Raw genomic sequence first — 19,776 nt, 5'->3', positions numbered from 1 at the left:
ATCGTTGTGCCTCGTGGTGCCTCGACATGGCCGGGACGGCGTTCGCAGCGCGGCCTTCACGCCGTAGCGGTCGGTGCGCCCGGATTGTGCCGCAGGAGCGTGTGGCGCTCTGCCGTGCGCAGCGTCAGCAGCACCGGGAGCGCTGCCAGGGCAGCGGTCAGGTGCTTGAGGCTGTGGCCCGACACCAGCTGCGCGGTGGCCTCGTAGACCGCACCGTCGGCCATCTCGAACAGCTTTGCCGTCGCGTAGAAGAAGATCACCCAGCCGAGCCGCAGGCCCCACGCGCCGGCTACCGGTCGCAGCAACGCCAGCCCAAGCACCAGCAGCATGCCGCCGAACTGCACCACCGCCCAGGGCATCACGTTGCGCGTCTCGTGGTAGACCGCCACCGCCAGCAGACCGGCGGCCAGCGTGAACCAGGCGGCCGGCCAGCCGGCACGGTGGCTGACCCGCTCGCACACGGCCATGCCGATGAGACCTGCAAACGCCACCGCCATGCCGGCGCGATCCGCGGCAAGGCGCAGCGCATCGGGCTGGAGGTGATAGAAGACCGACCCCGCTGCGGTGAGGATCAAGCCCGCGAAGAACAGCCAGGCGCAGTCGAGCGCGTCGATCGGCGGCTCGACCAGCGCGTGGGGGCGCGTCGGCATCGCGGCTTGTGCCCGCTCGTGCGCATGGTCGAGCCAGTGCAGCCGGATCAGGCCCCACAGGCCGATCGCGAAGAACGGCAGGTTGCTCAACACATCCATCGCGTTCGGCAGGCCGCGCCATTCGCGGCTGTCGGCCAACAGGGTGCCGCCGCCAGCCCGCGCCGGCAGTTCCGGCCCGAACAGCGCTAGCAGCGTGAACAACACAAGGACGCCGAGCAGGCCGGCCTCACGCGGTTGCAGGCTGGCGAACGGGCGGCGCACGGAGAAGAAATTCATGGCAGGGCTCCGGTAGGTGGTGTGCGGCGGAATGTAGGTTGTCAACCTGGCCCGGGGCATCGAAAATCGATACGGAGCACTTTTTTACGACTTTCAGTATCAAAAAGAGGTACCCAATCCATCATGAGCACCACCGTCGACCTCGTCCTCGCCCTCAAGAACGAACTCAAGAGCGCCCGCATGACCTACGCCGACCTGGCGCGCTCGCTCGACATGGCCGAGTCCAGCGTCAAGCGCATGCTGGCCAAGGGCGACATGCCGCTGTCGCGGGTCGATGCCATCTGCCGCGCGCTCAAGCTCGACTTTGCCGAACTCGCGCGGCGCGTGGCTGATGCCCAGCCGCTGCTGAAGGAACTGACGCACGAGCAGGAGAAAGCCGTGGTCAAGGACAAGAAGCTGCTGCTGGTGGCCATCAACGTGCTGAGCCAGTGGACGCTGGAGCAGATCACGGGCGCCTACCGCATCACCGAGGCCGAATGCATCGTCTGTTTTGCCCAGCTCGACCGGATCGGCATCATCGAGCTGCGGCCGATGAACCGCTACCGCCTCAAGTTGGCCAAGACCTTCCGCTGGCGGCCGCACGGGCCCTTCATGGAGTTCTTTCGCGACAACGTGGTGCTCGACTACTACCGCGGCGGCTTCGACGGCCCGGCCGAAGCGCTGATGCTGGTGCACGGCACCATCAGCCGGGCGCTGGCGCCGTCGTTCCGCGAACGGCTGCAGCGGGTTGCGCAGGACTTCGCGCAACAGCACCAGACCGACCAGAAGATCGCCGAGAAAGACCGCGAGGGCTACACGCTGGTGTTGGGCATGCGCAACTGGGAGTTCGAGGCGTTCACGCGGCTGCGCCGGTAACGGCTAAACTCGGGCTCTGCAGGAGAGCGGGCCGCGCCAAGCGGCCCCACCGAAGGCGCAAACTCCCATGAACGCTCAGGTAAACCGGTCGATCCCGGTTGCGTACTGCACACATTGAAACGCCGTCTGGAGAGCCATCACATCCTGTGATGCACCGAAGGAGCAAGGCCACTGCGGGCGCAGCGGCTGAATCTCTCAGGTACCAAGGACAGGGGGAGCGGCCACCTTCTATCGAAGAGGCTCTTCCATGCGTGTGATCGTTCTCGGCGCCGGCTTGCTCGGCGTCACCTCGGCCTATTACCTCCAGCAACTCGGCCACGAAGTGACCGTGATCGACCGGCAAGCCACGCCGGCCGCCGAAACCAGCTTTGCCAACGGCGGGCAAATATCCGTCAGCCATGCCGAGCCCTGGGCCAACCCGAGCGCGCCGCTCAAGGTGCTGCAATGGCTCGGCAAGGAAGACGCGCCGCTGCTGTTCCGCATCCGCGCCGACAGGCGCCAGTGGCTCTGGGGCCTGCAGTTCCTGCGCGAATGCACGCCGGCCCGCACCCGGCACAACATCGCGCAGATCGTGCGCCTGGGCAGCTACAGCCGCGACATGCTGCAGGCGCTGCGCCGCGAGGCCGGCATCGCGTACCACGAGCGCACCGAAGGCATCCTGCACTTCTACACGACGCAAAAAGAGTTCGACGGCGCGCTCAAGCCGGCCGAACAGATGCGTGCCCTCGGCTGCGAGCGACAGGTGATTTCGGCCGACGAGGCGGTGCGGATCGAGCCCGCGCTGGCCCACATCCGCCCGCAGCTGGCCGGCGCCACCTACACGGCCGAAGACGAGTCGGGCGACGCCAACCGCTTCGCGCGCGAGCTGGTCAAGCTCTGCGAAGCGGCCGGCGTCAGGTTCCTGATGAGCCACACGGTCACTGCGATCCGCGAGGCCGGCGGCAAGATCGAGCACGTCGAGGCAACCGACAGCGAAGGCCGCTTCCAGCGCATCGTGGGCGACGCCTATGTGCTCGCGATGGGCTCGCTGAGTCCGATCTACGCCGCGCCGCTCGGCATCCGCCTGCCGATCTACCCGGCCAAGGGCTACTCGGTGACGATGCCGGTCAAGGACGCCTCGAAGGCGCACCAGGTTTCGCTGACCGACGACGAGTTCAAGCTCGTGTTCTCGCGCTACACCGCCGCCGACGGCGACCGCCTGCGCATCGCCGGAACGGCCGAACTCAATGGCTACGATCGCGACCTGAACCGCGTGCGCTGCGAAGCGATCGTGCGCCGCGTCGAGCAGCTGTTCCCGGGCGCGGGTGATGCCTCGCAGGCCCAGTTCTGGACCGGTCTGCGCCCCGCCACGCCGAGCAACGTGCCACTGATCGGCAAGACGAAGCTGCCCAACTTCTTCCTGAACACCGGCCACGGCACGCTGGGCTGGACGCACTCGTGCGGCTCCGGCAGATCGATCGCGCGCATCGTGAGCGGGCTCGCGCCCGAGGTGGACTTCGCGTTCACGCAGGGCTGAGGCCGCTGCCCTGCTGGCGCCGCTCGCGGCCAGCGCCGCCGATCTGCGCGTGGCCGTGGCCGACGGCCCGGCCGCGCGCGTTGTCGGCCTGAGAAGGCTCAGTCGGAGGTGAACACGGTGAGCACGCCGGTGTAGCCATACAGGTGGTGCCGCGCAATTTCGCCGGCGGCGAAGAAGCCGACCAGCGGCACGTCGCCGAGCGCATGGCGCACGATCTGCAACTCGGCACCTGGTGCGCCGAAGTGCGGGCCACCGCGGCCCGAGCAACTCACGTACACCGCCCCGGCGACGCGGCGCGCCGGGTGCGGCGCGCGCTCGGCCTCGCCGGCTGCGATGGCGGTTGCGGTTTCGAGCGTCTGCTCTTCGGGCTCCAGCTCTTCGCGGATCTCGGCGCAGATGCGCATGAGGTCGGCGCGCGCGGCCTGTGCGCTGCGCCGGCAGAAGCTCATGCGCATGCCGGCTTCGGCCCGGTCGGCGATGGCGACGCCGCGCCGTGCGGGGTCGAGCCCGATGATGTGGCGCACCAGCACGTCGGCGCCAAGGTCGCCGGTGCGGCGCACGCCGTCATTGCCGGCATCGACCAGACCGATCAACGTGGCGCGCACGGCGTCGATGGCTTCCTGCGGTTCGTCGAGCGACACCTTGAGTTCGGCCAGCAGCACGTCGAGCGCGGGTTCGCCGTCGAGCGTGAGCAGCACGTTGCCGTCGGCCTCGGTGATCTCGCGTTCGCGCCCTGCCCCGCCCGCCAGCGGCTGGCAGCCCTGCGTGACGCGCGACACCAGCCGCACGCCCTCGCCGAACACCACGCCCGACAGGCCACCACGGAACACGCCGCCGGCCGCGCCGTGGCCCTTGATGTTGCCGTTGCCGCCGATCGCGAACTGCAGCGCGCCGGCGCGGCCGGACGCGAGCCCGCCGAACAGGTAGCCGGTGTCGGTGCGCACCGCCAGGTCGCCGATGAGTTCGGGCAGGTCGGGAGTTTCGGCGTCGGCATGCACCAGCGCCGTGTGCGCCTCGAAACCGGCCATCTCGGCGCTGCCCAAGGGCGCCACGCCCGAGAACACGCGGTACTGGTCGCTCGGCAGCTCGCACAGCATCAGGCTCAATGCGGGCTCATCGAAGTACTCGGCGTTGTTGGCCGAAACGCCGATGCCGACGGTGCCGGCCCAGTCGGTGACCTCGGGCAGTTCGGCGCCGAGGTGGTCGAGGATCTCCTGCGCATCGGCACCGTAATGGTCGGTGATGTAGAGCAGGCCCAGCGTGGGCGACTGCGCGTATTCGGGCAGCGCCATCTGCGCGCGCAACTGCGCCAGCACCAGGCCGGCAGCCATTCGCCACTGGGGGTGGGTCGCGTGACCGGAGGGAAATAGCTTCATGTCAGTGTCCGATCCTGAAGCCGCGACCGGCGCGGCTCAGCGTCTTTTGGGTGCAGCGCGCTTGGCCGCAGGTTTGGAGGGCGTCTTCTTCGCGGCCGCAGGCTTCTTGCCGCTGGCCACGGAGACGGATTGTTTGACCGCATCGGAAGCCTGATCGACCGCCGATTGCAGCATCGACGGCACCTTGAGGCTGGCGGCATCGCGCAAGGCGCCGCTGGCGATCTGCTCGAACTGCTGCGTCAGCGCGCCCCACCACTGAAGCGGGTCGACCACGCCAGCCGTGGGCGCGGCGGATGCGGCCTTGCCCTTGGTCTTGGTGTCGGGCTCCGGCGCCGGTTCGGGTGCGGGCGCAGCGGGCGTAGGGACGGGCGGCGGCGGTGCCATCTCGGGAGCAGCGGCCACCGGCGCGGCCGCACGGGGCGAGGCCTGCGAGGCCACGGTGGCGGCGCGCGTGAACGAGTTGGCCAGGTCTTCCATGCGCACGTTCATGCCCTTCAGCGTCGAGAGCGTCATCTTCTGCACTTCGAGCGCCTGGATCGTGGCCTTGAGCGCGTTGAGGTTCTGGTCGAGCCAGAACTGCACGGTTTTCAGCTCCTGGATGCGCTTGTCGACTTCTTCCACGCTCAGCGTCGGGGCCACCCAACTCGCAAGGCCCGACAACCCGGGCACGGCGTTGGCCGCGCCGGCGGCACCGCCCGTGGTGAGGTTCTTCAGGAAATCGAAGCCGGGCACGAAGTTGGCAAAGTTGAAAGGTTTGGCCGCGTCGGTCATGGGTTTGTCTCCTGCAGGGTGTTGTTTCGTGGCAGCTTACTCCAAGCACTGCCGGTTTTACCGGCCGAATCAGTGCTTGTGCTCGTGCGCACCGGCAGGCGCCTGCTGCGCGGCCGGCATGCCCACCGGCACATTGAGCGCGAGCGAACTCCTGGTGCCTTTCGCGTCCTCGAACTGCAGCGTGATCGGCACAGTGCTGCCCTTGGTAACGGGTTGCTTCAAGTCCATCAGCATGACGTGATAGCCGCCGGGCTTGAGTTCCACGGTCTGGCGCGCTGGCAGCTCGAGCCCGCCCTTGACGGCGCGCATCCGCATGGTGTCGCCCTCCATCTTCATCTCGTGCACCTCGGCCACGCCGGCCACCGGGGTCTGCACGCCGACCAGCCGTGCGCCCGCGGGCGCAATGAGCTTCATGAAGGCGCCGGTGCCGCTCTGGCCCGGCACGGCGGGCCGAACCCAGGCGTCTTTCACCTCGACCGCAGCGGCCGGACTTGACTGGGCGAAAGTGGCTGTAACGCCCGCCATTGTCAGGAATAGTGCTATTGATTTGAGAGCAATCGAGTGTTTCATGAAGGTTCCTTGAAGAGATGAGAGTCAGAGGTCGAACTTGAGTTCGGCCACGAAGGTGCGCTGCGGGTAGGGATGAAAGGCCCAGTACCGATAGTTGTTGAGGTTGTCGATGCCGACAGCCGCGCTCCATTGCTTGTCGATGCGATAGCGCACGCGGATGTCAGTCACGAAGTACTTGCTGAAGCCGGTGTAGGTGAAGCCGTTCGGGTCGCTGTTGTCGAGCGTGCCGAACTGCTTGCCGCTGTAGCGTGCGCCGAAGGTAAAGGCCCAGTTCGCATCGGGCCTGTAGGTGGCGAGCAGCGCCCCGCGCACCCGCGGCACGCGCGGCTGCTGCGCGCCGACACTCGCCGGAAAGCCGCTGTTGGCCACGATCTTCGAATCGGCCAGCGTCAGGCTGCCGCCCAGTTCCAGCCCCTTGATGCCGGCATCGTAGACATTGGCCGCCAGTTCCAGCCCCTTCGTTTGGATCGCATCGACGTTCTGGATCGTCGTGATGCCATTGGCCGCGGTCTGGCTGTAAAGCGCGTCTTTCGTCCGCTCGAAGAACAGGGTGGCACGCAGCAGGCCGTCGACGCCCCAGCCCTTCAGTGCACGCTCGGCGCTGAGCTCGGTCGTCCAGGAGCGCTCGGGGCGCAGATCGGGGTTGGTGTTGACGATGGTGCTGCCGAGGATCTGGCCCTGGTAGAGCTCGCTCACGGTCGGGTTGCGGATCGCGCGGCCGGTCGATGCCTTGAACAGCCAGTCGCCGTTCGCCTGCCAGGCGATGGCGGCCTTGGGCGAGACGTGGCTCTCGCTGCGCTCGCTGAACCTGAGCACGCTGGTCGCATTGCCGAGTTCGCCGCCGTAGGCCGTCCAGTGCTCATAGCGCAGGCCCAGCGTGGTCTTCCCGTCCTTCGCAAAACGCCAGGTGTCCTGCGCGTAGAGCGACTGCAGCTGCGTGTTGCCGTTGAACTGCGAGAACGGCGTGAGCGAAGCGCCCGAGTACCAGTTTGCCGTGTTGCGCACCTGTGTGCGCAGGTGCGCGGTGTCCTGCTGCACCCCGAAGTCGATCACGTGCGCACCCACACCTTCGGCCGAGCCGGTCGGGCGCCATGTGCCCGCTGCCTTCAGCGTGTTCCAGCCGGTGCCCTTCATGTCAGTGGTGCGTCCGGGCGCATACCCCGCCAGCGTGCCGGTGCCGGGGTAGACGCCATAGAGTGCGGCCTGCGCCGCCGTCGACCCGGCCGACACGGTCGGCGTGCGCAGCAAGTCGCGGCCGTAGTCGTAGAGGCTGCCCGACAATTCCCAGTCGAACACACCACCAGTGTGGCTCTTGACCGAGAGGCCCTGCATCGTGTGCATGATGTCGTTCTGCGTCGGCGCGAGCGCGGGGCTCGGCGTATCGAGGTTGTACGTGCGGCCCGCAATGTTGACGCGGCCCGAATACACCGGCATGCCGTTGCGGTCGCGCAGGTAGCTGTCGACCGCGCCGTAGGTGCTGTTGTTCCAGGTACCGAGCGTGTAGGTGGCGCGCACCGTGGGCGAGAAGTCGTAGGCCAGCTTGAGCTTGGCCTGGGTTTGCTCGGTGTCGTATATCGTGCTGCCGCCGACCAGCCACCAGGGCTGGTTGGTCGGGCTCAGGCCGAACACGGCACCGGTGACGGGCACGCCCGCGCTGCCCACCGTGCCGGCACTGAGCAGCCGGTTGCCAAACACAAGCGCCTGGCCCTTGCTCTGGGTGCGGTTGGCGCTGAGCCACCACGACCAGTCGCCGGTGCGGCCGCCGAGCGACAGGTCGAGCTGGTTCGCGGAAGGTGACGAACTGCTGCCGTACTGCTCGAACCTGCCCGCAGCGCCGCCGAGCTTGATGTGCGCCTCGAAGGTCTCAGGCATGCGCGTCACGTAGTCGACCACCGCGCCGACCGAATTGCCCGGGTAGGCGGCCGAGAACGGGCCGTACAGCACGTCGACCCGTTCGATTTCTTCCGGCGACACCATGCCCCAGCGCGGCGCAAAGGTGGCGCCGTTGCCCAGCAGGTTCGACAGCGGTATGCCGTCCGCATAGACCATCGAGCGCGCGCTGTTGCCCGTGCCCGACGCGCGGGTGGCCAGCACGGCGTGGTTGTAGTCGCCGATGTAGCGCTTGCGCACCACCAGGCTCGGCAGGTACTTGAGCGCGTCTTCGGCGTCGGTGGCGTTGACCGTGGCCTCGATCTGCTCGCGCGTGGTGCCCTCGATGGTGGTGGGTATCTGCGTCGGCAGCGAGGTCGGCCGGCCACCGGTGACGGTGACCGTGCCAAGCGTGCGCGTGCTGCCGTCGACGTCCTGCGCCCAGGCCGGCGCCGAAAACGCGATGGCGGCCGCCATGGCAATGGGTGTTCTTTTTCTCAACGGAATCTCCAGAAGCCTGGTTCATGGCCAAACGGCCTGCAGCGCCCGCACCACGGGCGCGAGCAGCTGCGACATGGACAGCGTCAGGAGAAAGCGGGAGGCCCGCGCGGCGGCAGCGGCGCAGCGGTGGCTGCGGCGATGCGCGCGGCCGGAATCGACTGGACGGCATGGCCCAGCGGTTGAATCGTCGGCAACCCGGCGAGCGGCGTGGTCGGCGGAGGCGCGCCGGTCAGCACGCACAAGGGGCAATCCATGTGGCTCGCGCCGAGTTCCTGCGCGCCGTCGTCGGTCTGCACGATGACCTTGACCGCACCGGCGCTGGAACACACCAGTTCCATCGCCTGCGGCTGCACCAACGGCGAGGCGACCGCAACCCCGAGCGACAGCACGAACCACAGCAACACGAAGCGGCCGAGAAGGCCGATGTGCAGGGCGTGGCGCAGGGGAGCAAGCATGGGAACGGCGATTATCGCGCCGGCGGCATGCCGGGCGCGCGGCGCATCACGCCAGCGCCTGCCCGAAATCCGCCATCAGGTCGCTCGCCCGCTCGAGCCCGACCGAGACGCGGATCAGCCCTTCGGCAATGCCGAGCTCGGCGCGCCGTGCTGCTCCGACCTCCCAGAAGATCGTCGGCGCCACCGGAATGATCAGCGTGCGCGTGTCGCCCATGCCCGTGGCCTTGATCGGCAACTGCAGCCGGTTGAGCACGGCGACGCAGGCGTCGGCGTCGCGCAGCTCGAACGAGAACAGCCACGCGCCGGCGCCGAAGTGCGCCTTGGCGATCGCGTGCTGCGGATGCGAAGCCAGCATCGGGTAGTGCACGCGTGCCACGGCCGGATGGCCCTCGAGAAAGGTGGCAAGTGCGAGCGCCGTCGAGCTGGTCTGCGCAATGCGCAGTGCCAGTGTCTCGGCGCCGACCGCGATGCGGTGTGCCGCATCCGAACTCAGCGTGCCGCCCATGTCGCGCAGCGCCTTCTTGCGCAGCTGCGTCAGGCCCCACTGCTTCGCATCGCCCTGCCGGTAGCCGTCGAAGATGTTGGCGCAGCCCGTCCAGTCGAACAGGCCGGTGTCGGTGACGGCGCCGCCGAGCGCATTGCCATGGCCGGCGATGGTCTTGGTCAGTGAGTTGACCGAGAGGCTCGCACCCACGGTCTTCGGCTGGAACAAGGCCGGCGACGTGATGGTGTTGTCGACCACATAGAGCAGGCCGTGCTGCCGGCACAGGGCACCGATGCCCACCAGATCGGGCACCTGCGTGCCGGGGTTCGCGATGGTTTCGACGAACACCATGCGGGTGGCCGGCGTGATCGCGTCGGCCACCGCCCGCGCGGCGGTCGCATCGACCAGCGTGACCTGCACACCCAACCCCTGCAGCGTGCCGAGCACGCTGATCGTGTTGCCGAACAGGTAGCGGCTCGCCACCAGATGGTCGCCCGCGCGCAGCAGCGTGAAGAACACCGCCGACACTGCCGCCATGCCAGTCGCGAAGCAGACCGTGCCGACGCCGTCTTCCAGCTGCGTGAGCTTGGACTCCAGCGCAGCCGTGGTCGGCGTACCCTGGCGCGCATAGTTGAAACGGCCCTTGACCGTGCCCTGGAACACGCCGATGAGATCCTCCACGCGCTCGTAGCCGTACTGCACCGAGGTGTGAACCGGCATGTGCACGCCACCGTGCGCCCCGCCCAGAGCCTTGTCGAAGTGGCGGTCGGCGTGCACGAGACGGGTGGTCGGGTCGGGCGTGGATTCGTCTTCTGGCTTCATGGTGTGCTTCGGGATGTGCGCGGCTATGCTGCGGCCATGCACAGCATATTTCACCTTGCCTTCAACGTTCGCGACCTCGACGGCGCCCGCCGCTTCTACGGAGACGTGCTGGGTTGCGTCGAAGGCCGCAGCACCGAAACCTGGGTCGACTTCGACTTCCTCGGCCACCAGATCTCGATGCACCTCGGCGAGCCTTTCGCCACCGCGGACACCGGCCATGTGGGTGAGGTGATGGTGCCGATGCCGCACTTCGGCCTGGCGCTCGCCCTGCCGGACTGGCGCGCGCTGGCCAACCGGCTCGAAGCCGCCGGCACCGACTTCGTGCTCAAGCCGCAGGTGCGCTTCGAAGGCCAGCCCGGCGAGCAATGGACGATGTTCTTCCGCGACCCGTTCGGCAACCCGATCGAGGTCAAGGGCTTCCGCTCGCTCGCCACGCTGTACGACAAGTAGAGCTTCCATGAACCTGCGCTTTGTCGAGGCGTTCTACTGGGTGGTGTCGCTCAAGAGCGTGACGCGCGCGGCCGAAAAACTGTTCCTCACGCAGTCGGCCATGTCCAGCCGGGTCGCGGCGCTCGAAGAAGAGCTCGGCGTGCTGCTGCTGGACCGGCGCGACAAGCAGTTCCGCCTGACCATCGCGGGCTCGCGCTTCTTCGTCTATGCGCAGCGCCTGCTGGAACTGCAGCGCGAGCTCAAGTCCGAGATGGGCGCCGGCGCACCGATGGCAACGGTGGCGCTGCGCATCGGCGCCATCGAATCGGTGCTGCACTCCTGGCTGATCCCGTGGATCGAAAAATTGCGCATCGACCAGCCGGCGCTCGAACTCGAGTTGACGGTTGAAACCACGCCGATCCTGGTGGAGCAGGTGCGCCGCGGCACGCAGGATCTGGTGTTCGCGGCCCTGCCCGCCACCGCCGATGGCGTGCGCAGCCGCGCGCTGCCGCCGATGGACATGGTGTTCCTCGGCAACAAGGAGTTGCACCGCAAGCGCCGCTACACCCTGGCGGCACTCGCGGAGCACGATCTGCTGACCTTCCAGCGCGGCTCCCAGCCGCACGTTGCATTGCTCGACGTGCTGCGGCAAGCGCAGATCGAGCCGCGTCGCGTTCACACCATCTCGTCGATTTCGGCCATGGTGCAGTTGGTGCAGGGCGGCTTCGGCGTGGCGACGTTGCCGCGCCGTGCGGTGCAGCGGCTGCTGGGCTACCCGCACCTGCGGCAGCTGTCTTGCGACACGGCGCTGCAGCCGCTGCCGATCCACGCCAGCTTCCGTGCCGACCCGTCGTCGATGGCGGTCGAGACGGTCGTCGAGTCGGCCTTCGCGTATGTCCTGGCCAAGCCAGAGGCGCTGCCGGCGGCCGCGGCGAAGAAGACGAAGCGCACCGCCTCGAAGCGCAAGGCGCCTCATTCTGGAGCATCGACAAAATCGATGAGCTGAGCGAAATTTTTTGAGTTTGCGGCGGGATAAAGCCCCCACCACAATCCGCCCATCGTCATCCAGATGACATGTTTCCGACTAGGAGATGCGGTGGGCTCAACTTCAGGTTTCGCGCCAAAGGGCGCCGGCAGCGACGCGTTGCAGGATCCCGCCCAGGTGCGGCAAATGATCCGCAAGGGCGACTGGACAGCGCACACCAGCGGCGCTGCACAGGCCTACGTGCAGGGCAACGTGGTCATCCTTCCCGAGGCCTTTGCCAACGACTTCCTGCGCTATTGCCAGCGCAACCCCAAGCCCTGTCCGCTGCTGGCCGTGTCGGAGCCCGGCCAGCCGCTGCTGCCCACGCTGGGCCGCGACATCGACATCCGCACCGACGTGCCGCGCTACCGGGTCTGGCGCGAGGGCACGCTGGTCGAGCAGCCGACCGACATCACCGGCCTCTGGCGCGACGACCTGGTGACCTTCGTGATCGGATGCTCCTTCTCGTTCGAACAGGCACTGCTCGAAGCCGGGCTGCCGCTGCGCCACGTGGCCGAAGGCCGCAACGTGGCCATGTACCGCAGCAACATCGCAACCGAGGCTGCAGGCCCCTTCAGCGGGCCGATGGTGGTGTCGATGCGGCCGCTACGCGCGCCGGACGCGATCCGCGCGATCCAGATCACCTCGCGCTTTCCGGCCGTGCACGGTGCGCCGGTGCACATCGGCGACCCCGCGCTGATCGGCATCGCCGACCTGTCCAAACCCGACTACGGCGACGCGGTGGCGGTGCTGCCCGATGAGCTGCCCGTGTTCTGGGCCTGCGGCGTCACGCCCCAGGCGGCCATCGCGCAGGCCCGCCCCACGTTCTGCATCACGCACGCCCCGGGCGCGATGCTCATCACCGATCTCTTCAACCACCAGCTCGCCAGCTTCTGAACAAGGAACCTCCGATGAAAAAACTCATGCTCTGCCTGGCCGCTGCCGCGGCTGCAGGCGCCGTCTCCGCCCAGGTCAAGTGGGATCTGCCGTCCGGCTACGGCGTCAACACATTCCCGGTGCAGAACCTGCAGCAGTTCGCAGAAGGCGTCGAGAAGGCTACCGGCGGAAAGCTCAAGATCGCGGTGCACGCCAATGCCTCGCTCTTCAAGGCGAACGAAATCAAGCGCGCCGTGCAGTCGGCCCAGGTGCCGGCCGGGGAACTCCTCCTGTCGGGCGCCTCGAACGAAGCGCCGGTCTTCGGCATCGACTCCATTCCGTTCCTGGCCACGAGCTATGCAGACTCGAAACGACTGGACGAGGCTTCCCGGCCGCTGCTGGCGAAGACGCTGGCCGCGCAGGGCGTCAAGCTCCTCTACACGGTGCCATGGCCGCCGCAGAGCCTGTACTCCACCAAGCCGGTGGCGACCCTCAAGGATCTCAAGCGCACCAAGATGCGCGCCTACAACCCGGCCACCTCGTACATCGCGACGGCGGTGGGTGCGCAGCCGGTGACGATCCAGCTGGCCGAACTGCCGGCCGCGCTGGCCACCGGCGGCGTGGACAACTTCCTCACGTCCAGCGCGAGTGGCGTGGACAGCAAGTTGTACGAGAGCATCAAGTACTTCTATGGCGTGGCAGCCTGGCTGCCGCGCAACGCGGTGGTGGTCAACCAGAAGGCATTCGAGGCCCTGGACAAGGCGACGCAGGACGCGGTGCTGCAACAGGCCGCGGCATCGGAACAGCGCGGCTGGAAGCTCAGCGAGCAGAAGAACGAGGAGTACATCAAGGAACTGGCCGCCCGGGGCATGACCGTTGACGTCGGCGCCGAAGGCCTCAAGAAGGAACTCAAGGTCATCGGCGAGCGCATGACGGCCGACTGGATCAAGGTGGCCGGTGCCGACGGCCAGGCGGTCATCGACGCGTACGCCCGGAAGTGAGCCTCCCATGTCGCTGACCGCCGATATGGCCACCCCCGTGGACGGCATCGCCGCCACCCCATCGGCAGCGCCGCACGCACTGCGGCGCGCGCTCGACCGCACCTACCTGGTGGCCGGCGCATTGGGCGCGGGCTGCATTGCGCTCATCTGCATCCTGATGGTGGTCCAGACGCTCGGGCGGCAGTTCGGCTTTCAGACCGGCGCCATCACCGACGTGGTGTCGTGGCTGTGCGCCGCCGCCGCCTTCATGACGATGGCCCATGCCTTCAAGCACGGCGACTTCGTGCGGGTCACGCTGGTGCTGGAAAAGCTCTCCGTGCCCAACCGGCGCCGCTTCGAGCTGGCCTGCCTCGCGGTGGCTTGCGTCGCGATGAGCTACCTCGCCTGGTGGGCCTGCCGGTTCACCTTCGAGAGCTGGCAGTTCAACGAACTGGCGCAGGGACTCTGGGCGATACCGATCTGGATTCCCCAGATGAGCTTTGCCATCGGTTCGGTGCTGTTCCTGGTGGCGCTGCTCGACGAACTGCTGATCGTTGTCCGCGGCGGCATTCCGACCTACGTGCGACTGGTGGAAGAACGCCACGCCCAGGGCGACTTCTCTTCCGATCTCTGAAAGGCCAAGACCATGGACATCCTTACCGTCGGTGCCATTCTTCTGCTGCTGATGCTGCTCATGCTGTCCGGCGGTGTCTGGATTGCCATGACGCTGGCGATCTGCGGCTGGGTGGGCCAGGCCTTCTTCACGACCAGCCAGCCCGGCCTGAACCTGTTCTCGGCCTTCTGGGAAAGCAATGCCAGCTGGGAGCTGGCGGCGCTGCCGCTGTTCATCTGGATGGGCGAAATACTGTTTCGCACCAAGCTCAGCCAGGAAATGTTCACCGGCCTCGCGCCCTGGCTCGGTCGAATCCCCGGGCGGCTGTTCCACACCACGATTCTGGGCTGCGGCATCTTCGGCTCGGTGTCCGGCTCGTCCGCCGCGACTTGCGCGACGATTGCCAAGGTTTCCCTGCCCGAGCTGAAAAAGCGCGGCTACGACGAGAACATCGCCATCGGCTCGCTGGCCACGGCGGGCACGCTGGGCATCCTGATCCCGCCGTCGATCACCATGGTGGTCTACGCGGTGGCGGCCGATGCGTCGATCATCCGCATCTTCCTGGCAGGCTTCCTGCCCGGCCTGGTGCTGATGTTCCTGTTCTGCGCCTACATCGCCTGGTGGGCGCTGCGCAACAAGGCACTGATGCCCGCGGAAGAGCCACCGACCAGCCTGCGTGAAAAGCTGCGCCTCTCCAGGAACCTGATCCCCTGCGCATTGCTGATCGTGTTCATCTGCTGGTCGCTGGTGGCGGGCTGGGCCACGGCCACCGAGTGCGCTGCCTACGGCGTAGTCGGCGCGCTGGCCCTGGCGGCATGGAGCCGCTCGCTCACGTGGAGCAACTTCAAGGAAGGCCTCTTCGGATCGGCGCGCACGAGCTGCATGATCATGTTCATCCTCGCGGGTGCCGCCTTCCTGACCAAGACCATGGCCTTCACCGGCATCCCGCGCGAGCTGGCCGAGTGGGTCAATTCGATGCACCTGTCGCCCTATGCGCTGATTGCCTGCCTGGTGGTGGTGTACCTGGTGCTCGGCACGGCGCTGGATGGCATCAGCATGATCGTGCTGACCGCCGCCGTGGTGCTGCCCATGATCCAGAAGGCGGGCTTCGATCTCATCTGGTTCGGCATCTTCGTGATCCTGCTGGTGGAGATCGCCGAAGTCACGCCGCCCGTGGGCTTCAATCTCTTCGTGCTGCAGAACATGACCGGCAAGGACAGCAACCGCATCGCGCGGGCCGCGATCCCGTTCTTCTTCTGCCTGGTGCTCTGCATCGGGCTGATCACCGTGTTCCCGCAGATCGTGACGATCGTGCCCGACCTCGTGATGGGGCCCGCGAAGTGACGCACCCGCAACGCCAGCCGCTGCGCTTTTAGGGGCCCCGCATGAAGCACATCTGGATCGCGGCTGCATTCGCAGCCGCGTCGGGACAGCCTTGCCTGGCGCAAACCGCCGTCCAGTGGCAGCTGGCCACCGGCTACCGCGCCGAATCGTTCCACACGCAGAACATCGAGCGCATGGCGGCCGACTTCCGCGGCGCGCGCATGCGCACCTACAACCAGACCACCGAACGCATTGCCGAACTGCTGGGCGCAACGCCGGTCGACGTGCCGATGGTCGAGGTCAACCAGGCGCTCGCCACCGGCCGCATCACCAGCATGATCACCTCGGCGGTCACCGGCGTGGAGAACCAGGTGTGGGGCCGCGCGAAGTACTACTACGAGATCAATGCCTGGTTCCCGAAGAACATCGTCTTCGTCAACCGGAAGGCCTTCGAGGCGCTTGCACCCGATCTGCAGCAGATGCTGCTGGCCGCCGGGCAGGAAGCCGAGGCGCGCGGCTGGGCCCTGAGCCAGGCCGCAGCCACCGACGCCACCAACGAACTGCGCAGCCGCGGCCTCCAGGTCGGCCGCGTTCCGCCGGATTTCGAGGCCGACCTCAAGCGCATGGGCGAGAAGTTCTCGCTGGAATGGGTGCGCTCGGTCGGCAACGAGGCCAACCGCATCTTTGTTCCCTATTACGTCGACAGCAAACGCTGAGCGACCGCCCCACCATGCAAGACCAACCCACTCCCCTCGGCAACCGCTGGCAGTTCTGGATCGACCGCGGCGGCACCTTCACCGACATCGTGGGCCGGCGCCCTGACGGCTCGCTCACCACCCACAAGCTGCTGTCGGAGAACCCCGAGCAATACAAGGACGCGGCCGTGGCCGGCATCCGCCACCTGCTCGGGCTGAAGCCCGGCGAGCCGGTCACGCCGGCGCTGGTCGAGTGCGTGAAGATGGGCACCACGGTGGCCACAAACGCGCTGCTCGAACGCAAGGGCGAACCCACACTGCTGGTCACCACGCGCGGCTTTCGCGATGCGCTGCGCATCGCCTACCAGAACCGCCCGCGCCTGTTCGACCGCCACATCGTGCTGCCCGAGCTGCTCTACAGTGACGTGATCGAAGCGCGCGAGCGCATCGGCGCGCATGGCGACGTGGTTGAACCGCTCGACGAGGGCGGCCTGCGCGCCGAGCTGCTGGCCGCCTTCGGCCGCGGCCTGCACAGCGTGGCGATCGTCTTCATGCACGGCTACCGGTACAGCCAGCACGAACAGACGGCACGGCGCATCGCCGCAGAGGTGGGCTTTACGCAGATCAGCACTTCGCACCAGACCAGCCCGATGATGAAGTTCGTGAGCCGCGGCGACACCACTGTGGTCGATGCGTACCTCTCGCCGATCCTGCGCCGCTACGTCGAGCAGGTGGCAGGCGAAATGCCCGGCGTGCGCCTCTTCTTCATGCAGTCTTCGGGCGGCCTGACCGACGCGCAGGTGTTCCAGGGCAAGGATGCGATCCTGTCCGGGCCGGCCGGCGGCATCGTGGGCATGGCCCGCACCGCCGCACTGGCCGAGCAGGCGCGCGTGATCGGCTTCGACATGGGCGGCACCTCGACCGACGTCTCGCACTATGCAGGCGAGTTCGAGCGCGAGTTCGAAACGCAGGTGGCCGGCGTGCGCATGCGCGCGCCGATGATGAGCATCCACACCGTGGCCGCGGGCGGCGGCTCGGTGCTGAGCTTCGACGGCGCGCGCTTCCGTGTCGGCCCCGAAAGCGCGGGCGCCAACCCCGGCCCCGCCAGCTACCGGCGCGGCGGGCCGCTGGCCGTGACCGATGCCAACGTGATGCTCGGCAAGGTGCAGCCGCGCTACTTCCCCACCGTGTTCGGCCCCGGTGCGGACGAGTCGCTGAGCCACGCTGCGGCGGCGGCCGGCTTCGGCGCGCTGGCGGCGCAGACCGGGCGCAGCCCCGAGCATGTGGCCGAAGGCTTCATCCAGATCGCGGTTCAGCAGATGGCGAACGCGATCAAGAAGATCTCGGTGGCGCGCGGCTACGACGTCACGCGCTACACGCTGCAATGCTTCGGTGGTGCGGGAGGCCAGCACGCCTGCCTGGTGGCGGATGCGCTCGGCATGGGCCGCGTGTTCGTGCACCCCATGGCCGGCGTGCTGTCGGCATACGGCATGGGGCTGGCCGACCAGAACGTGATCCGCGAGCAGGCCGTCGAACTGCCGCTGGCAGCGGAAACGCTGCCCCTCGTGGCCGAACGGCTCGACGCGCTCGGCGCGGCGGCGCAGGCCGAACTCGAGCGCCAGCAGGTGAACGCCGGTGCGGTGAACGTGCTGCACCGGGTGCATGTGCGCTACGAAGGCAGCGACTCGGCACTGGTGGTGCCCTTCGGCGACCTGCCCGGGATCCAGAGCGGCTTCGAGGCGGCCTACCGCCAGCGCTTCGCGTTTCTCATGCAGGGCAAGCCACTGGTCGTGGAGGCCGTTTCGGTCGAAGCGGTGGTGCCCGGCGATGCGCCCGCGGAGCCGCGCCACGCCATGCATCCGGTGCGCGAGGTGCCGCGCCGCGAAACCGTGCGCATGTATTCGAGCGGCGCCTGGCACGACGCGGCGCTGGTCGTGCGCGAAGACCTGCGCCCGGGCGACGTGATTCCCGGCCCTGCGATCATTGCCGAGAAGAACGCGACCACGGTGGTGGAGCCCGGCTGGGAAGCGCAGCTCACCGCGCTCGACCACCTGATGCTGGACCGCCGCTCGGCCAGGCCGGTCGCGCATGCGGCCGGCACCACGGTCGACCCGGTGCTGCTCGAGGTGTTCAACAACCTGTTCATGAACGTCGCCGAGCAGATGGGGCTGCAGCTGCAGAACACCGCCTACTCGGTGACCATCAAGGAGCGGCTCGATTTCTCGTGCGCCCTGTTCGACGGCGCGGGCGAGCTCATCGCAAACGCGCCGCACATTCCGGTGCATCTGGGCAGCATGGGCGAAAGCATCCAGACCGTGATCCGCGAGAACGCGGGCCGGATGCAGCCCGGCGATGTGTATGTGCTGAACGACCCCTACCACGGCGGCACCCACCTGCCCGACATCACGGTCATCACACCGGTGTACCTCGACGACAGCGGGGCGAACGACAAGCCGATGTTCTACGTCGGCAGCCGCGGCCACCATGCGGACATCGGCGGCACCACGCCCGGCTCGATGCCGCCCTTTTCCACACGCATCGAGGAAGAAGGCGTGCAGATCGACAACTTCAAGCTGGTCGAGCGCGGCGTGCTCCGCGAGGCGGGGATGCTGGCGCTGCTGCAGGGCGGGGCCCACCCGGCGCGCAATCCGACGCAGAACATGGCCGACCTCAAGGCCCAGATCGCTTCCAACGAGAAAGGCGCGCAGGAGTTGCGCAAGATGGTCGCGCAGTTCGGGCTGGACGTGGTGCAGGCCTACATGCGCCATGTGCAGGACAACGCGGAGGAGTCGGTGCGCCGCGTCATCACGCGCCTGAAGGACGGCCGCTTCACGCTGCCGCTGGACAACGGCGCGCAGATCGAGGTGGCGATCCGCGTCGACGCGGCCGCGCGCAGCGCCGAAGTCGATTTCACCGGCACCTCGGCCCAGCAGGACAACAACTTCAACGCGCCCACCGCGGTGTGCATGGCCGCGGTGCTGTATGTGTTCCGCACGCTGGTCGACGACGACATTCCGCTCAACGCGGGCTGCCTGAAGCCGCTGCGCGTGATCATCCCGCCCGGCTCGATGCTCAACCCCGACGCGCCGGCCTCGGTGGTGGCCGGCAATGTGGAGACATCGACCTGCATCACCAACGCGCTCTATGGCGCGCTCGGCGTGATGGCAGCCGGCCAGTGCACGATGAACAACTTCACCTTCGGCAATGCGTCGCACCAGTACTACGAGACCCTCTCGGGTGGTTCGGGTGCAGGCGACGGCTTCGACGGCACCAGCGTGGTTCAGACCCACATGACCAACTCGCGCCTGACCGACCCCGAGGTGCTCGAGTTCCGCTTTCCGGTGCGGCTCGACAGCCACGAGATCCGCCGCGGATCGGGCGGTGCCGGGCGTTGGCGCGGCGGCGACGGCGCAGTGCGGCGCGTGCGCTTTCTGGAAGACATGACGGCCAGCATCCTCTCCAACGGCCGCGTGCATGGGGCCTTCGGTTTCGCGGGCGGACAGAGCGGCCAGGTGGGGTTGAACCGCGTCGTGCGCGCCGACGGCTCCGAACTGCTGCTGGCACACATCGGCCAGGCCGAGATGAAACCGGGCGACGTGTTCGAGGTTCACACGCCGGGCGGCGGCGGCTTCGGAGCGCACTGACGCGCCTGCGGCACGCGCACCCGCCCGCTAGACTGGTGGCCCAGCCA

General features: G+C 67.7%; 17 protein-coding genes and 2 riboswitches. Of the genes, 10 read left to right on the top strand and 7 right to left on the bottom strand.

Annotated elements, in window-relative coordinates:
• Positions 1 to 56: 56 nt before the first annotated feature.
• Positions 57 to 926, bottom strand: a complete 870-nt coding sequence (locus ACSFA8_RS00335) for a hypothetical protein (RefSeq protein WP_435477551.1) — start codon at positions 924 to 926, stop codon at positions 57 to 59.
• Positions 927 to 1,049: 123 nt separating this feature from the next.
• Here ACSFA8_RS00335 and ACSFA8_RS00330 point away from each other — a divergent pair, with 123 nt between their 5' ends.
• Together ACSFA8_RS00330 and ACSFA8_RS00325 are read left to right on the top strand one after the other, a co-directional pair.
• On the top strand, positions 1,050 to 1,781 hold the full coding sequence (locus tag ACSFA8_RS00330) for a helix-turn-helix domain-containing protein (RefSeq protein WP_435477550.1): 732 nt from the start codon (positions 1,050 to 1,052) through the stop codon (positions 1,779 to 1,781).
• A gap of 9 nt (positions 1,782 to 1,790) precedes the next feature.
• A riboswitch (glycine riboswitch) is annotated at positions 1,791 to 1,879 on the top strand.
• 18 nt (positions 1,880 to 1,897) lie between these two features.
• Positions 1,898 to 2,003, top strand: a riboswitch (glycine riboswitch).
• Positions 2,004 to 2,028: 25 nt separating this feature from the next.
• Positions 2,029 to 3,297, top strand: a complete 1,269-nt coding sequence (locus tag ACSFA8_RS00325) for a D-amino acid dehydrogenase (protein WP_435477549.1) — start codon at positions 2,029 to 2,031, stop codon at positions 3,295 to 3,297.
• Between the two features lie 98 nt (positions 3,298 to 3,395).
• Here the strand turns inward: ACSFA8_RS00325 and ACSFA8_RS00320 are convergent, their stop codons facing one another.
• From ACSFA8_RS00320 to ACSFA8_RS00295, 6 genes are all read right to left on the bottom strand, one after another.
• Entirely contained in the window at positions 3,396 to 4,673 is a 1,278-nt protein-coding gene (locus ACSFA8_RS00320) for an FIST signal transduction protein (protein WP_435477548.1), read from the bottom strand.
• Between the two features lie 36 nt (positions 4,674 to 4,709).
• Complete coding sequence (locus ACSFA8_RS00315; RefSeq protein ID WP_435477547.1) at positions 4,710 to 5,444, bottom strand: PhaM family polyhydroxyalkanoate granule multifunctional regulatory protein; 735 nt, start codon at positions 5,442 to 5,444, stop codon at positions 4,710 to 4,712.
• A 69-nt stretch (positions 5,445 to 5,513) separates the two neighbouring features.
• Positions 5,514 to 6,014: a copper chaperone PCu(A)C gene (locus ACSFA8_RS00310; protein ID WP_435477546.1), complete on the bottom strand. Its 501-nt coding sequence runs from the start codon at positions 6,012 to 6,014 to the stop codon at positions 5,514 to 5,516.
• Positions 6,015 to 6,038: 24 nt separating this feature from the next.
• Complete coding sequence (locus tag ACSFA8_RS00305; protein WP_435478427.1) at positions 6,039 to 8,360, bottom strand: TonB-dependent receptor; 2,322 nt, start codon at positions 8,358 to 8,360, stop codon at positions 6,039 to 6,041.
• 107 nt (positions 8,361 to 8,467) lie between these two features.
• Positions 8,468 to 8,839 (bottom strand): DUF2946 family protein, encoded by a 372-nt coding sequence (locus tag ACSFA8_RS00300; protein ID WP_435477545.1) that lies wholly within the window; start codon positions 8,837 to 8,839, stop codon positions 8,468 to 8,470.
• Positions 8,840 to 8,885: 46 nt separating this feature from the next.
• Positions 8,886 to 10,145: a cystathionine gamma-synthase family protein gene (locus ACSFA8_RS00295; protein ID WP_435477544.1), complete on the bottom strand. Its 1,260-nt coding sequence runs from the start codon at positions 10,143 to 10,145 to the stop codon at positions 8,886 to 8,888.
• Positions 10,146 to 10,181: 36 nt separating this feature from the next.
• Between ACSFA8_RS00295 and ACSFA8_RS00290 the strand changes: the two genes are divergently transcribed.
• From ACSFA8_RS00290 to ACSFA8_RS00255, 8 genes are all read left to right on the top strand, one after another.
• Entirely contained in the window at positions 10,182 to 10,595 is a 414-nt protein-coding gene (locus tag ACSFA8_RS00290) for a VOC family protein (protein WP_435477543.1), read from the top strand.
• A 7-nt stretch (positions 10,596 to 10,602) separates the two neighbouring features.
• A complete protein-coding gene (locus ACSFA8_RS00285) occupies positions 10,603 to 11,580 on the top strand; it encodes a LysR family transcriptional regulator (RefSeq protein ID WP_435477542.1) in 978 nt (325 codons plus the stop codon).
• A gap of 90 nt (positions 11,581 to 11,670) precedes the next feature.
• On the top strand, positions 11,671 to 12,495 hold the full coding sequence (locus ACSFA8_RS00280) for a putative hydro-lyase (protein ID WP_435477541.1): 825 nt from the start codon (positions 11,671 to 11,673) through the stop codon (positions 12,493 to 12,495).
• Between the two features lie 14 nt (positions 12,496 to 12,509).
• On the top strand, positions 12,510 to 13,475 hold the full coding sequence (locus ACSFA8_RS00275) for a TRAP transporter substrate-binding protein (protein ID WP_435477540.1): 966 nt from the start codon (positions 12,510 to 12,512) through the stop codon (positions 13,473 to 13,475).
• Positions 13,476 to 13,554: 79 nt separating this feature from the next.
• The gene (locus ACSFA8_RS00270) at positions 13,555 to 14,088 is read left to right on the top strand and encodes a TRAP transporter small permease (RefSeq protein WP_435478426.1); all 534 of its coding nucleotides are present in this window, start codon (positions 13,555 to 13,557) and stop codon (positions 14,086 to 14,088) included.
• Positions 14,089 to 14,100: 12 nt separating this feature from the next.
• A complete protein-coding gene (locus ACSFA8_RS00265) occupies positions 14,101 to 15,411 on the top strand; it encodes a TRAP transporter large permease (RefSeq protein ID WP_435477539.1) in 1,311 nt (436 codons plus the stop codon).
• 41 nt (positions 15,412 to 15,452) lie between these two features.
• A complete protein-coding gene (dctP, locus tag ACSFA8_RS00260; RefSeq protein ID WP_435477538.1) occupies positions 15,453 to 16,106 on the top strand; it encodes a TRAP transporter substrate-binding protein DctP in 654 nt (217 codons plus the stop codon).
• Between the two features lie 14 nt (positions 16,107 to 16,120).
• The gene (locus ACSFA8_RS00255) at positions 16,121 to 19,729 is read left to right on the top strand and encodes a hydantoinase B/oxoprolinase family protein (protein WP_435477537.1); all 3,609 of its coding nucleotides are present in this window, start codon (positions 16,121 to 16,123) and stop codon (positions 19,727 to 19,729) included.
• Positions 19,730 to 19,776 lie beyond the last annotated feature (47 nt).

Source organism: Variovorax nitratireducens (assembly GCF_051216545.1).
Classification (GTDB): Bacteria; Pseudomonadota; Gammaproteobacteria; order Burkholderiales; family Burkholderiaceae_C; genus Variovorax.
The sequence above is the reverse complement of the archived record's forward strand: the minus strand, read 5'-3'. Positions and strand labels throughout refer to the sequence as shown.

Excerpts from the sequence above, each read along its gene's own strand:
- ACSFA8_RS00330 (WP_435477550.1), top strand. The coding sequence starts at position 1,050 with ATGAGCACCACCGTCGACCTCGTCCTCGCCCTCAAGAACGAACTCAAG.
- ACSFA8_RS00265 (WP_435477539.1), top strand. The coding sequence starts at position 14,101 with ATGGACATCCTTACCGTCGGTGCCATTCTTCTGCTGCTGATGCTGCTC.
- ACSFA8_RS00320 (WP_435477548.1), bottom strand. The coding sequence starts at position 4,673 with ATGAAGCTATTTCCCTCCGGTCACGCGACCCACCCCCAGTGGCGAATG.
- dctP (WP_435477538.1), top strand. The coding sequence starts at position 15,453 with ATGAAGCACATCTGGATCGCGGCTGCATTCGCAGCCGCGTCGGGACAG.
- ACSFA8_RS00310 (WP_435477546.1), bottom strand. The coding sequence starts at position 6,014 with ATGAAACACTCGATTGCTCTCAAATCAATAGCACTATTCCTGACAATG.
- ACSFA8_RS00305 (WP_435478427.1), bottom strand. The coding sequence starts at position 8,360 with ATGGCGGCCGCCATCGCGTTTTCGGCGCCGGCCTGGGCGCAGGACGTC.
- ACSFA8_RS00335 (WP_435477551.1), bottom strand. The coding sequence starts at position 926 with ATGAATTTCTTCTCCGTGCGCCGCCCGTTCGCCAGCCTGCAACCGCGT.
- ACSFA8_RS00290 (WP_435477543.1), top strand. The coding sequence starts at position 10,182 with ATGCACAGCATATTTCACCTTGCCTTCAACGTTCGCGACCTCGACGGC.
- ACSFA8_RS00300 (WP_435477545.1), bottom strand. The coding sequence starts at position 8,839 with ATGCTTGCTCCCCTGCGCCACGCCCTGCACATCGGCCTTCTCGGCCGC.
- ACSFA8_RS00295 (WP_435477544.1), bottom strand. The coding sequence starts at position 10,145 with ATGAAGCCAGAAGACGAATCCACGCCCGACCCGACCACCCGTCTCGTG.
- ACSFA8_RS00285 (WP_435477542.1), top strand. The coding sequence starts at position 10,603 with ATGAACCTGCGCTTTGTCGAGGCGTTCTACTGGGTGGTGTCGCTCAAG.
- ACSFA8_RS00325 (WP_435477549.1), top strand. The coding sequence starts at position 2,029 with ATGCGTGTGATCGTTCTCGGCGCCGGCTTGCTCGGCGTCACCTCGGCC.
- ACSFA8_RS00275 (WP_435477540.1), top strand. The coding sequence starts at position 12,510 with ATGAAAAAACTCATGCTCTGCCTGGCCGCTGCCGCGGCTGCAGGCGCC.
- ACSFA8_RS00315 (WP_435477547.1), bottom strand. The coding sequence starts at position 5,444 with ATGACCGACGCGGCCAAACCTTTCAACTTTGCCAACTTCGTGCCCGGC.
- ACSFA8_RS00255 (WP_435477537.1), top strand. The coding sequence starts at position 16,121 with ATGCAAGACCAACCCACTCCCCTCGGCAACCGCTGGCAGTTCTGGATC.